This is a genomic window from Erwinia sp. JH02, from assembly GCF_013074405.1.
Lineage (GTDB): Bacteria > Pseudomonadota > Gammaproteobacteria > Enterobacterales > Enterobacteriaceae > Erwinia > Erwinia rhapontici.
The window spans coordinates 285,561-298,981 of the sequence record NZ_JABANZ010000002.1; the positions used below are offsets into that span (position 1 = coordinate 285,561).

Annotated in this window: 12 protein-coding genes; 3 read left to right on the forward strand and 9 right to left on the reverse strand. The window is 52.9% G+C overall.

The window, feature by feature from the left end; translation table 11 throughout:
* Positions 1–15: 15 nt before the first annotated feature.
* A complete protein-coding gene (locus HHI26_RS06005; RefSeq protein ID WP_133845766.1) occupies positions 16–489 on the reverse strand; it encodes an Lrp/AsnC family transcriptional regulator in 474 nt (157 codons plus the stop codon).
* 96 nt (positions 490–585) lie between these two features.
* Here HHI26_RS06005 and HHI26_RS06010 point away from each other — a divergent pair, with 96 nt between their 5' ends.
* Entirely contained in the window at positions 586–1,524 is a 939-nt protein-coding gene (locus tag HHI26_RS06010) for a DMT family transporter (protein ID WP_171148781.1), read from the forward strand.
* Positions 1,525–1,573: 49 nt separating this feature from the next.
* On the opposite strand, the gene cof is transcribed toward HHI26_RS06010, so the two are convergent.
* Positions 1,574–2,392 carry an HMP-PP phosphatase gene (gene cof / locus HHI26_RS06015; RefSeq protein WP_171148931.1) on the reverse strand — a complete coding sequence of 273 codons (819 nt, stop codon included), beginning with the start codon at positions 2,390–2,392 and terminating at the stop codon, positions 1,574–1,576.
* 103 nt (positions 2,393–2,495) lie between these two features.
* Between cof and HHI26_RS06020 the strand changes: the two genes are divergently transcribed.
* Positions 2,496–4,196: an SgrR family transcriptional regulator gene (locus HHI26_RS06020; RefSeq protein ID WP_133845768.1), complete on the forward strand. Its 1,701-nt coding sequence runs from the start codon at positions 2,496–2,498 to the stop codon at positions 4,194–4,196.
* 69 nt (positions 4,197–4,265) lie between these two features.
* Positions 4,266–4,961 (forward strand): 7-cyano-7-deazaguanine synthase QueC, encoded by a 696-nt coding sequence (queC, locus tag HHI26_RS06025; protein WP_133845769.1) that lies wholly within the window; start codon positions 4,266–4,268, stop codon positions 4,959–4,961.
* 30 nt (positions 4,962–4,991) lie between these two features.
* Here queC and HHI26_RS06030 read toward each other — a convergent pair whose 3' ends face one another.
* The 7 genes from HHI26_RS06030 to clpP form a co-directional block, all read right to left on the reverse strand.
* Positions 4,992–5,390: a YbgC/FadM family acyl-CoA thioesterase gene (locus HHI26_RS06030; RefSeq protein ID WP_337707281.1), complete on the reverse strand. Its 399-nt coding sequence runs from the start codon at positions 5,388–5,390 to the stop codon at positions 4,992–4,994.
* A gap of 111 nt (positions 5,391–5,501) precedes the next feature.
* A complete protein-coding gene (locus HHI26_RS06035; protein ID WP_133845771.1) occupies positions 5,502–5,831 on the reverse strand; it encodes a helix-hairpin-helix domain-containing protein in 330 nt (109 codons plus the stop codon).
* Positions 5,832–5,970: 139 nt separating this feature from the next.
* Entirely contained in the window at positions 5,971–7,842 is a 1,872-nt protein-coding gene (gene ppiD, locus HHI26_RS06040; protein WP_133845772.1) for a peptidylprolyl isomerase, read from the reverse strand.
* 222 nt (positions 7,843–8,064) lie between these two features.
* The gene (gene hupB, locus HHI26_RS06045; RefSeq protein WP_062744954.1) at positions 8,065–8,337 is read right to left on the reverse strand and encodes a nucleoid-associated protein HU-beta; all 273 of its coding nucleotides are present in this window, start codon (positions 8,335–8,337) and stop codon (positions 8,065–8,067) included.
* Positions 8,338–8,561: 224 nt separating this feature from the next.
* Positions 8,562–10,916 (reverse strand): endopeptidase La, encoded by a 2,355-nt coding sequence (gene lon / locus HHI26_RS06050; RefSeq protein ID WP_171148782.1) that lies wholly within the window; start codon positions 10,914–10,916, stop codon positions 8,562–8,564.
* Positions 10,917–11,105: 189 nt separating this feature from the next.
* On the reverse strand, positions 11,106–12,380 hold the full coding sequence (gene clpX, locus HHI26_RS06055) for an ATP-dependent protease ATP-binding subunit ClpX (RefSeq protein WP_171148783.1): 1,275 nt from the start codon (positions 12,378–12,380) through the stop codon (positions 11,106–11,108).
* Positions 12,381–12,486: 106 nt separating this feature from the next.
* Complete coding sequence (gene clpP, locus HHI26_RS06060) at positions 12,487–13,110, reverse strand: ATP-dependent Clp endopeptidase proteolytic subunit ClpP (protein WP_133846319.1); 624 nt, start codon at positions 13,108–13,110, stop codon at positions 12,487–12,489.
* Between the last annotated feature and the right edge of the window lie 311 nt (positions 13,111–13,421).

The following is a 13,421-nucleotide window of genomic DNA, read 5'->3' on the forward strand; positions in this document are numbered from 1 at the left end:
CTGATTATCGGCTGGTTAAAGGGCAACCGGCAAAGCGGTGGTGTATTTTATCTCTTCCATCGCAAAACTCGAAGTGACATCGATCAGACCCGGTACGCCGTTCACCAACCGTTTGTAAAAACCATCGTAGCTTTTCATATCTGCAACCTGCACGCGCAGCAGATAGTCATACTCTCCGGCCATCCGGTAGAAACCCATGACTTCCGGCATCGCCTGTACCACATCAACAAATTGCTGATACCACAGGCTGCTGTGCTGCTGAGTTTTGATTAGAACAAAGGCGGTAAGGCTCAGTCCAAGCTTTTCACCATCGAGTAAAGCAACCCGGCCGCGAATATAGCCTTCATCCTCCAGTCTTTTCAAGCGCTTCCAGCAGGGAGTGGTGGTCAGGCTGACGGCATCAGCCAGCGCCTGCAGAGAGAGCGTGCAATCCTGCTGGAGCAGGTTTAACAGCAAGCGATCTTTTTTATCCAGCGGTATTGGTAGCAAAATTTTCTCCTACAAGCCAAAAATGCAGCACTATTATAGCAACCTTTTCCCCTGCCGTTTGGTTAATCTGGTGACTCACCATTAGCTCATTCAGGGATGACCATGATGCATACCAACACTTACCGTAACCTGTTGATCATAGCTTTATTCAGCGCCGTAGCTCTCACATGGGGGACCACATGGATGGCGATGAAAATAACCGTTGCTACCGTTCCCCCTGTCTTTGCCACCGGTCTGCGCTTTCTCTGCGCCGCCCCGCTGCTCCTGCTGCTGGCGCGTTATAAAAAAGCCCCGCTATTGTTTCCGGCAGGCCAGCGAAGTTTTCAACTCTGCGTTATGCTGTTCTATTTCGCCATTCCATTTACGCTGATGATCTATGGCGAACGCTATACCTCTTCCAGCCTGGCGGCGATTATCTTTGCTACCATGCCCGCCGCCGTCCTCGCGGCTTCCCTGCTGTTTCTGCGCGAACGAACCTCGCGTCAACAGTTGCTCGGGCTGGCCATCAGTCTTGGCGCATTAAGCACGATCCTGTGGCATGAAACCCGCGACAGCGGCGAAAGCCAGATACGTGGAATTCTGGCCCTGGTCGCTGCCGTGCTTATTCACGCAGTGATGTACGTTCAGTGTAAAAAGCGCTGTGGCGGAATTTCAGTGCTGAGCTACAACGCGCTGCCCTGCCTCGGTGCGGGATTAATACTGACGCTGGCAGGGCTGACGGAAGCTCCCGATGTCACTACCTTTGCTCCGCAGGCGCTGCTGGCTATCGCTTATTTGGGTGTCGTCGCTGGCGTGGGCGGTATTCTGGCCTACTTTGCTTTGCAGCAGGTCGCCCGGCCGTTTCAGGCATCACTGGTTTTTCTGGTGTTCCCGCTGATCGCCATCACGCTGGAAAGTGAAATCAATGGCAGTAGTATCAGCCGCGAATCGTTACTACTGCTGTTGCCATTTTTACTGGGGATTTTACTCACACTGTATCGTGGTGCGCGAAGCCACCCGCCTTCACGGGTGGCAAATCCCGTCTTGCGCCGTTAAAAACGAAAAAGCCGGACATCCTTGTCCGGCACACTGACCAATGAACTGATTATTCGGGGGAATAGACCAGGTGTGGTGTGGTAAGCCAGTGGTTGAGGTAATGAGACACGCCCTGTGTCGCACAATCGCCAATAACCGGTAAATGGGGCAGTTGTGATTTCAGTTCATGCATCGCATTGCGCATAACGAAACCGTGACCCACGCGCCCCAGCATCTCCAGATCGTTCATTGCATCACCAAACGCCATGCACTCCGCCATCGACACGCCGAGCCTCGCAGTCAGATGTGCCAGCGCCGCCCCTTTGTTACAGTCCAGAGGCAGTACTTCGAGACAATCCTGCGCGGAAAAACAGAGGTGAGCGCTGTTTCCCAGAGCCTCGCGCAGCTGAATTTTTAGCGCGCACAGCTCCTGATAATCAGCGATAAAGCAGACTTTAGTCACCTGGTGTTCGGGAAGAGTACGCAGATCAATGACCTGATAACAGAAATCAGACAGCTGATGGGCTTGTAAAATCTCCGGGAGCTCGTCGTGAGTAAACCAGCCGCTGTCGTTAAAAACGTGAAGGCTGGCACGCGTATCCCAGTGGCTATGGATCACCCGCCTTGCCACCGCCGGTGGCAAATCGCTGGCATAAAGCAGCTCACCGAACGGATCATGAATACGTGTGCCGTTACCGCTGATAAGAAAAGCCGGCAGATCGTAATTCCGCATGAGCGGCTGCATCTCCATAAAGTGACGCCCGGTGGCAAAAGTGAGCTGTACCGGGTGCGCCTGGAGCGCGCGCAGACTGAGCAGGGTTTGTTGCCCCAACTGATGGTCAGGCATCAGCAACGTACCATCCATATCAAATGCAGCAAGACGCACCATTTTCTCTCCGGTTGATGGGTTTTTCATCTGCACTGAGTATCCACTGGCATTTACGGAACTAATAGTGAATACTTTTTTTAAACTGTTCCGGGTTTAAGGTGAGATGAGACAACTCAATCGTTTGAACCAGTATCAGCGTTTGTGGCAACACAGCGCCGGGCAACCTCAGTCAACCAGTGTCGCTGATATCGCTCAGTGCTGTTTTTGCAGTGAGCGGCATATACGCACCCTGCTGCGCCAGTGGCAGTCATGCGGCTGGCTGACGTGGCATGCCTCATCCGGGCGTGGAAAACGTGGCCTTCTGACCTTTCTGCAATCTCCCGCCACGCTGCGCAGTGAACTGATGTTGCAGCAGCTCGATAACGGCCATCCACAACACGCTCTGCAACTTGTGCCTCTGGCCCCGGAGCAACTCAGTCAGCTCCTCCAGCCTTTTATGGGCGGACAATGGCAGAACAACCAGCCAACGTTACGTATTCCCTATTACCGCTCGCTTGACCCCCTGCGCCCGCTTATGCAGCCCGGCCGTGCTGAACAGCATCTGGCCCAGCAGGTCTTTGCCGGATTAAGCCGCCTGTCAGGAGATGACGCCGTGCCGGATCTGGCCCATCACTGGCAAGTCAGTGATGATGGCCTGAGTTGGTTCTTTTTTTTGCGCCCGCAGTTGCGCTGGCATCATGGCGAAGCGGTCACCACCGGGCAACTGCAACAACGGCTACTCATGATCCTGGACAGCCCGGTCGGTCAGCGTCTGCTGTCCAGCGTCAAAACGGTTATCCAGGCCCATGCACTGTGCGTGCGCATCGATCTGCATACGCAGGACAACTGGCTGGCACATCGTCTGGCAAGTGTCCCCTGCCTGCTGCCGCACCCGGATAATCCGGATATTGGCACCGGGCCGTGGCGGTTGATGGTCAATTCGCCTGCTTTGCTGCGTCTGGAAAGTCACGGCTGGTATCACGCTACACATCCACTAATGCAGGCGATTGAATACTGGATTGCACCACAGCTTTTCGACCCCGGACTGGGCACCAGCTGCCGCCATCCTGTTCAGATCGCCATTGGTGCGCAGCAGGATTTAAAAGCCCTTCAACCGGTTAGCCAGCGTATCAGCCTCGGATTCTGTTATCTGGCGATAGGTGAACGCGCGGGGCTCTCGCCCGCTCAGGCCCGGCACATTATGTCGCTGGTACATCAGTCCGGCATTATTGAACAGCTGCCATTAGAAGAAGGACTCATCACGCCCAGCAGTGAAATGCTGCCGGGCTGGCACATACCTGACTGGCAACCCGAACCCGATATCATCCTGCCTGCACAACTTAGCTTGCACTACCACCTGCCGGTGGAGCTGCACGCTATGGCGGCAAAGCTTCAGCAACTGCTTGCCACTCAGGGATGTCAGTTGACGCTGCATTTTCATCCACAAAAAAACTGGCAAGATTATCCGTTACTTGCACAGGCTGACCTGATTATGGGCGACAGGCTAATTGGCGAAGCGCCGATGTTTACGCTGGAGAGCTGGCTGCGGCTCGACCCGATGTGGCCGATATTATCCGGTGCCGCAGGTTGGAAAATGCTGCTGACACAGTTAGATGACCTGCAGCGTTACCCGGATCTGGAGCAACGCCACCAGCGGTTAAAAACGTTGTACCAGCAACTGATGTTGGATGCGGTGATCACCCCGCTGTTTAACTATCGTTATCAGGTCAGTGCACCGCCGGATGTTGAAGGCATACGATTAAACGCCTGGGGCTGGTTTGATTTCTCCCGTGCGTGGATACCGCCGCCCGTCGACATCGTCTGAAGAGGGGATACCTTTCTGTGTGGCAAGGTATTACCATAGCTGGCAGAAACTAACCGGGAAAGATTAAGTATGAAACGTGCAGTGGTGGTATTCAGCGGTGGACAGGATTCAACAACCTGTCTGATTCAGGCCTTACAGCAGTACGACGAAGTACACTGCGTGACTTTTGATTACGGCCAACGTCACCGTGCGGAAATCGACGTTGCCCGGACACTGTCACTATCGCTGGGCGCCCGCGCGCACAAAGTGCTGGATGTGACCATGCTCAACGAGCTGGCTGTCAGTAGCCTGACACGCGATAACATCCCGGTCCCGGCTTACGACCCGACAGCCAGTGGCCTGCCAAGCACCTTTGTACCAGGCCGTAATATCCTGTTTTTAACCTTCGCAGCAATCTATGCTTACCAGATTGAGGCCGAAGCGGTGATCACTGGCGTCTGTGAGACAGACTTCTCCGGCTATCCCGACTGCCGTGACGAATTTGTTAAAGCACTGAACCATGCGGTTAACCTCGGTATGGCGCGGGATATCCGTTTCGAAACGCCGCTGATGTGGCTGAATAAAGCGGAAACCTGGGCACTGGCAGATTACTGGCAGCAACTCCCTCTGATTCGTCACCAGACACTGACCTGTTATAACGGCATTCAGGGTGATGGTTGTGGTGAATGTGCCGCCTGTCATCTGCGTGCCAATGGCCTGCATGACTACCAGCAAAACACGGCTGCCGTTATGCAGGCAATGAAAACCAAAACCGGACTGGTTTGATTTCTTCCAGGAGCGACGTATCTCTCGCTCCTACTGATTAATGGTTTCCAGCTGCAACCGAAGTTCGCCCTCCAGCGGCAGGGCTTTCTTCGAGTTCAGATCGATGCAGACAAAGGTGAGCAATGCATCGGCGATGGCACTGCCATCAGATTGCAGGGAAACCCGCTGATCAATGACGCCACTCTTCCCCCCCAGTGTCATCAGTTGACTGTCGATAACCAGTACATCCCCCATGACCGCCGGGCGGCGATAATTGATATTGATATTCACCACCACAAACGCCATGCCGAGCTTATTCATCCAGTGAAACGCCTCGCTCTCTTCCAGCCAGGCCCAGCGGGCTTCTTCAAGGAACTCAAGGTAGCGGGCATTGTTCACATGCTGATAAACATCCAGATGGTAGCCGCGTACTTTAATGGTGGTCTGCATCGTGCTGCGTCCTCTGTCATAAAAAAAGGCCACACCAACTGGTATGACCTCATCAATATTAGCAGTCAGACGGATCGACTTGCAGTAAGACTTGCCGACCCTGGATGCAGATCACAATTTAAGATTCGCAATATTCCGTTCCACCAACGTGTTACCCATGCCAGGCACTTCCTTTAATTGCTCGAGATCGGTGAAGGGGCCATATTTCTCACGATAACTGACAATAGACTCCGCCTTTTTTATCCCAACGCCGTTCATCACCGCCATTAATTCCTGGGCGCTGGCGCTATTGATACTGACCTGCGCTGCATTTTCAGCCGGCACTTTCGCAGGCGCCATTTTAGTGGCAGGTGCAGCAGTGGGAGCGGCACTGACACTGATGGGCAACGTCAGTCCGATGGCCAGAGCGAGCGAGAGAGCCTGTAAGGTACGATTAATCATGCTGTTTTCCTCCATGTGTTTGACAGCAACGCTACCCTAACGCCCCACCGCCACACCGGCAAACGGCAGTTTTCAAAAATGGAAAAGGCCGCATAAGCGGCCTTTTGTGTTGCAAGCAGTTGCAGTAGAACTGCGAGGCTTACTGTGCTTGAGCGGCGGCACCGTATTTGATTTTGGCGTCCTTACGCAGGTTGCTCAACATGGCTGCGAAAGCCAGCTGTGCATTGTTCTGCGTAATGCCCTGAACCAGAGCCTGCTTCTGCGCTTCAGGCATGGTGCCCTGCTGCACTTTATCAAGTGCCATCACGACGACGTTGCCCTGCGCATCTTCACTGACACCGAATGAAGGTTTACCTTCTGATGGCAGAGGAAGGGTAAAGGCTGCCTGAGACAGCGCATCCTGACCGGTACGTGACAGCGTCTGCTGTGCACCAAAGGTCAGGCCTGCCGCTTTCAGAGCTTCATCACCTTTGCCTGCTTTCAGTTCAGCCAGCAGTTTGTCAGCCTGTGCTTTCGCTTCCTGCTGTGCTTTCTGCTGCTTCAGGGTATCGGTAATCTGTGCAGTCACTTCATTCAGTGCTTTCACGGCTTCCGGCTTGTGTTCGCTGATGCGCAGCACAAAGGCACGGTCACCATCAACGGTGATGATGTCTGAATTACTTCCCGGCGTACCGTTTCCACCCACCAGATTACCGCTGAAGATCGCATCCTGTACGGCTTTAAAGTTCAGCTCGGCAGGCAGGCTGTCATGACCAAACCAACCTGTTTCAACAGCTTTAACACCGGCAACCTGCTCAGCACTGGCCAGAGACTCGTTATCGTTACTTGCGGCATCGCTCACTTTCTGCTGCAGTTTGTAGTAAGCGTCGACCGCTTTTTCCTGCTTCACTTTTGCGGCAATATCATCATGCACTTCTGCCAGCGCTTTGATTTTTTCAGGCTGAATGTCATCCAGACGAGCCACGATAAAGCCAACCGATGACGAGATCACACCCGATAACTGACCTTTCTCTTTCAGGCCTGCATTCGTCAGCTCATCCGGCGTGGTGGCCGGTTCAAGCCAGCCCATATCACCACCGTTGCGGGCAGAAATAGGATCAGATGATTTCTCTTTCGCCAGAGCAGCAAAATCACCGCCCTTCTTCAGTGCATCCAGTACTGACTGCGCTTCGGCTTCAGTTTTGGTCTGAATGATGCTGTAGCGATTGCGCTGCGGCTGGGTGTAATCCTGCTGATGTTGATCGTACCAGCTCTGGATGTCGCTCTCGCTCACCGGTTGCTGCATGCTCGCCGCATCCAGTTTGATGTAGCTAACGCGGAACTGCTCAGGCGTCATAAAGCTATTTTTGTTCTGCTGGTAGTAGTTGTTGATCTCTTCCGGGGTCACGGTTTGCTTTGCCACCAGCGCGTTGACGTTAATCGTCACTTCACGCACCAGACGCTGCTGAGAAACCAGTGCCGCCAGAGAATCGGTTTCATTAGCCAGCACAAAATCTGTTCCGGTAACGGACTGGATAAGCTGCTGAGTGGTCAGTTGCTTACGCAGGGCTTCAGCATACTGATCGGCAGAGAAGCCCATGTTATTAATGATGCCCATGTACTTGGCATTATCAAATTTACCCTCAGTCTGAAACGCAGGCTGAGTAAAGATGGCCTGTTTGATTTGCTCGTCACTGATGGCCAGGCCGATATCTTTGGCATACTGGTCCAGTAACAGTTCATCAATCAGCTGTGAGAGCGCCTGTTGACGGATCTGCTGCATGTAACCTTCGTTACCTGCCAGAGCCGAGAACTGTTCGCCCAGCATCTGCTGCTGACGCGCACGTTCGCTGCTGAAAGCACGTTCAAGCTGTGCACGACTGATTTCCTGGCCGTTGACTTTGGCTGCGTAATCACCGGAACCGCCTGTCAGATACCCGCCTACGCCGGTAAGGACAAAAGACAGGATGATCAGGCCCAGTATAATTTTGAGCACGACATGGTTCGACGCCGCGCGTAAATTGTCCATCATGGTGTGACAACACTCCGCTGTAGTGTGAATGTAAAACCTTGCGCTGCCGTCCCGCGTTCCCGAGGACGCACTTAGCCATTTTAGACAACCGCAGCACGCGTTTGTCATTGAAACATAAAAAAAGGCACATCAAGTCTCTGATGTGCCCCGTATGTTACATGAGAACGCGTTGGCGATCCTCAATACGCCGAAGAAATCTGCTCCTGCGGCGGCTTAATGCACTTAATTTACAGAGTCTTTCAGCGCTTTACCGGCACGGAAGCCAGGTACTTTACCCGCTGCGATAGTAATTTCTTTGCCGGTTTGCGGGTTACGGCCGGTACGCTCGGCGCGTTCACGCACGGAGAAAGTACCGAAGCCGACCAGCGCAACTTCATCGCCAGCCTGCAGAGATTCAGTAACTGAACCGATAAAAGCATCTAATACACGTCCCGCTGCAGCTTTAGAAATATCGGCGTTTGCAGCAATTTTGTCGATCAACTGTGACTTATTCACTCACTCATCCCCTCTTTTATTTTTACACCGTGAACAGGCTTTCTGCCGGACACGTACGTGCGTGATTTGTTATGGCTGTTTAGCCCGAGCTTGTTGAGCCTCAGCAACCCGCAACCTTTGCCGTCACTGGCTTAACAGCATCCTAACTTAGCGGCACAAAAAAAAGCTGGCAAGCACCAATTCACTTACCAGCCTTAGTTTTACAGTGAGTTTGCCTTAAATCACTATTTTGCCGTAACAACCTGCATGCCATACGGGGCATTTTGCAGGGCCAGGGCTAATACTTCTTCAATGCGTTTCACCGGATGAATGTCCAGGTCGGCAATCACGTTATCCGGAATTTCTTCCAGATCGCGCTTGTTCTCGTCCGGGATTAAGACCGTCTTGATGCCACCACGGTGTGCGGCAAGCAGTTTTTCTTTCAAACCACCAATCGGCAGAACCTGACCACGCAGCGTAATTTCGCCCGTCATCGCCACGTCTGCACGCACCGGGTTACCGGTCAGACACGAAACCAGCGCGGTGCACATTGCAATACCGGCACTTGGACCATCTTTCGGCGTTGCCCCTTCAGGCACGTGAACGTGGATATCACGCTTCTCATAGAAGTCAGCGTTGATGCCCAGTTTCTCTGCACGAGCACGCACCACCGTCAGCGCCGCCTGGATGGATTCCTGCATCACTTCGCCCAGTGACCCCGTATAGGTCAGCTTGCCTTTACCCGGCACACAGGCGGTTTCAATGGTCAGCAGATCGCCCCCAACTTCCGTCCATGCCAGACCAGTCACCTGGCCTACGCGGTTTTCGCTATCGGCACGGCCATAATCGAAGCGCTGCACGCCGAGATAATCTTTGAGGTTATCGCCGTTAATTTCGATGTGTTTAATGGATTTGTCCATCAGCAGCGTTTTGACGGCTTTGCGGCACAGCTTGGACAATTCGCGTTCAAGGCTACGCACGCCCGCTTCACGAGTGTAATAGCGAATAATGCCAACAATGGCGCTATCGTCCACGGTCAGTTCATTTTTCTTCAGTGCATTACGCTCAATCTGCTTCGACAGCAGGTGCTGTTTGGCGATATTGAGTTTTTCATCTTCGGTGTAACCCGACAGGCGAATCACTTCCATACGGTCCAGCAAGGGGGCTGGAATGTTCATCGAGTTAGACGTTGCGACAAACATCACATCGGAGAGATCGTAATCTACTTCCAGATAGTGATCGTTAAAGGCAATATTCTGTTCTGGATCAAGTACTTCTAACAGAGCAGATGCCGGATCACCGCGCATATCCGAAGACATTTTGTCAATTTCATCCAGCAGGAAAAGTGGGTTTTTAACGCCAACTTTTGCCATCTTCTGGATCAGTTTGCCCGGCATGGAACCGATATAGGTACGACGGTGACCACGGATTTCTGCTTCATCACGTACCCCACCCAATGCCATACGCACATATTTACGGCCAGTGGCTTTGGCGATGGACTGCCCCAGCGAGGTTTTACCCACGCCAGGAGGCCCTACCAGGCACAGGATTGGGCCTTTGATTTTGCTGACGCGGCTCTGTACTGCCAAATATTCCAGGATGCGGTCTTTGACGCGCTCAAGGCCGAAGTGGTCCATATCCAGCGTTTCTTGCGCCTTCAGCAGATCTTTCTTCACCTTGCTACGTGCATTCCATGGCACCTGAACCATCCAGTCAATATAACCACGTACAACGGTGGCTTCGGCAGACATCGGCGACATCATTTTCAGCTTCTGCAGCTCAGCTTCCGTTTTATCACGCGCTTCTTTCGGCATTTTTGCCGCATCGATTTTGCGTTTCAGCGCTTCGTTTTCATCCGGCGCATCGTCCATTTCGCCCAGTTCTTTCTGAATGGCCTTCATCTGCTCATTCAGATAGTACTCACGCTGGCTTTTTTCCATCTGCTTTTTGACACGATTACGGATGCGTTTCTCAACCTGTAACAGGTCAATCTCCGACTCCATCATCGCCATCAGGTATTCCAGACGCTCGTTGATATCTGACATTTCCAGAACAGACTGTTTATCAGCCAGTTTCAGCGGCATATGGGCAGCAACAGTATCGGCCAGACGGGCAGCATCATCGATGTTGTTCAGTGAGGTCAGGACTTCTGGGGGGATCTTTTTGTTCAGCTTGATATAGCCTTCAAACTGATTGATCGCCGTACGCACCAGCACTTCCTGCTCACGCTCTTCAATTTCAGGCGACTCCAGGTACTCTGCCTGGGCAGTAAAGTGGTCGCCGTTATCGGATAAGGTGGTGATGTGTGCACGCTGTAAACCTTCAACCAGCACTTTAACGGTGCCGTCGGGGAGTTTCAGCATTTGCAAAATAGAGGCAACAGTCCCGACTGAGAAGAGATCGTTGATGCCAGGTTCATCCGTTGAAGCTTCTTTCTGAGCGACCAGCATGATCTTTTTGTCATGATCCATGGCGGCTTCAAGGCAGCGAATTGATTTTTCACGACCAACAAACAACGGAATGACCATGTGCGGATAAACCACTACGTCACGCAACGGTAACACAGGGATTTCAATGCGTTCAGAACGCTCAGGATTCATAGAGCTCTCTCTTAGTTTAATTTCCGCCAGGGTAAGGGGAACCGCATCATCCAGAAAAAGTGCAGTTTGACCCACAGGTATCTGAGTATATGGGGATGAACGGAATAGATTCAATGTTGGGGTAACGAGAAAAGTAAAAGGGGGAACATTTTCCCCCTTTTCGATAACTGACTGGAATGATTTGGTTATTTATTCGCCAGACGCCTGCTGTGCTTCGGGCTTGCCATAAATCAGCATCGGCTCGCTCTCACCACCAATGACCGATTCATCGATCACCACTTTCTCGACGTCATCCATCGACGGCAGGTCGTACATGGTGTTCAGCAGTGCGCCTTCCACGATAGAACGCAGCCCGCGGGCACCCGTTTTGCGTGACATTGCCTTTTTGGCAATCGCCGTCAATGCTTCCTCACGGAACTCCAGCTCCACGCCTTCCAGATTGAACAGCGCCTGATACTGCTTGGTCAGCGCATTTTTCGGCTCACGCAGGATCTGAATTAACGCATCTTCACTCAGCTCCGTCAGCGTCGCCACCACCGGCAGACGGCCGATGAACTCCGGGATCAGACCAAACTTGATCAGATCTTCCGGCTCCACCTGTGCCAGCAGCTCGCCTTCTGTCGCTTTCTCAGACTTGCCCTTCACCGATGCGCCAAAACCGATACCGGTGCCGGTATCCACGCGCTGTGACACCACTTTATCCAGGCCGGCAAACGCACCGCCGCAGATAAACAGAATTTTCGAGGTATCCACCTGCAAAAACTCCTGCTGCGGATGCTTGCGCCCGCCCTGCGGAGGAACTGCCGCCACCGTGCCTTCGATCAGCTTCAGCAGCGCCTGCTGCACGCCTTCACCGGAGACATCTCGGGTGATAGACGGGTTGTCTGACTTGCGTGAAATCTTGTCGATCTCATCGATGTAGACAATCCCGCGCTGCGCTTTCTGCACGTCGTAGTCACACTTCTGCAGCAGCTTCTGAATGATGTTTTCCACATCCTCGCCCACGTAACCGGCTTCGGTCAGCGTGGTGGCATCGGCCATGGTGAACGGGACGTCCAGCAGGCGGGCCAGCGTTTCGGCCAGCAGGGTTTTACCGCTACCGGTCGGGCCAATCAGCAGAATGTTACTTTTCCCCAGCTCAATACCGTTGCTGGTGTCGCCGTTGCGCAGGCGCTTGTAGTGGTTATACACCGCCACTGCCAGCACCTTCTTCGCCCGCTCCTGGCCGATAACGTAGTCATCGAGGTGGTGGCGGATTTCGTGCGGCGTGGGCAGTGAGCTACGCTCACGGTGTGGCGCAACTTCTTTGATCTCTTCGCGAATGATGTCATTGCACAAATCAACACATTCATCGCAGACATACACAGACGGGCCGGCGATCAGCTTGCGCACTTCATGCTGGCTTTTGCCGCAAAAAGAGCAGTACAGCAGTTTACCTGAACCGTCTTTGCGTTTATCAGTCATTTACTTCCCCCTCATTGTCACACTCACCTTCCCACCAGGGGTTAGTTACGCGGCCGCCACCAGAGCTATCCGCGGAGGCAACGGCACCATGTCACAACATGTTTAATCAGTTACGCTGGGACAGCACAGAATCCACTAAGCCGTACTCTACGGATTCGCTGGCCGACAAGAAACGGTCGCGGTTGGTATCGCGCTCAATGGTTTCGATCGTCTGCCCGGTATGTTTTGCCATCAGTTCGTTCATCATCTGCTTAGTCTTGATGATTTCACGGGCATGGATGTCAATATCTGACGCCTGCCCCTGGAAACCGCCCAGCGGTTGGTGAATCATCACGCGTGAATTCGGCAGGCAGTAACGCTTGCCTTTCGCTCCCGCGGTCAGCAGGAAAGCGCCCATCGAACAGGCCTGGCCCATACAGATGGTGCTAACGTCAGGTTTGATAAACTGCATGGTGTCATAAATTGACATCCCTGCGGTGATGACGCCACCAGGAGAGTTAATGTACAGGTGGATATCCTTTTCTGGATTCTCCGCTTCCAGAAACAGCATCTGCGCAACGATCAGGTTGGCCATGTGGTCTTCGACCTGGCCGGTCAGAAAAATAATGCGCTCTTTCAGCAGGCGCGAGTAGATGTCGTAAGAACGCTCTCCACGAGAGGTTTGTTCGACCACCATTGGCACCAGAGCCATATGAGGTGCAGTTAGTTCACGTTCGCCGCTGTATGACATTATCGTCTCCTGGATAAATTTCATTTGGCAACACTCTGTAGCGATTCTACTTGAGAGCGATCAGGAACACTATGATTCCAGGCCTTACACCCGATGCCGTCCGGACAGTTATCGGGCCTGATGACTTCGTTGTACCAATTTGGGGATGATCCCCTGCTGTTTCAAGCATAACAACGTTTTTATCAACTGCTAACCAGGAAAAGTAGCTTAGTCGATAATTTGCAGATTAAATGCGCAAATAGCCTATAAAAGCAGTGGGATTTTACCCCATAAACGACAAAAGCCCGCTGCCAGAAGGCAGCGGGCTTAAC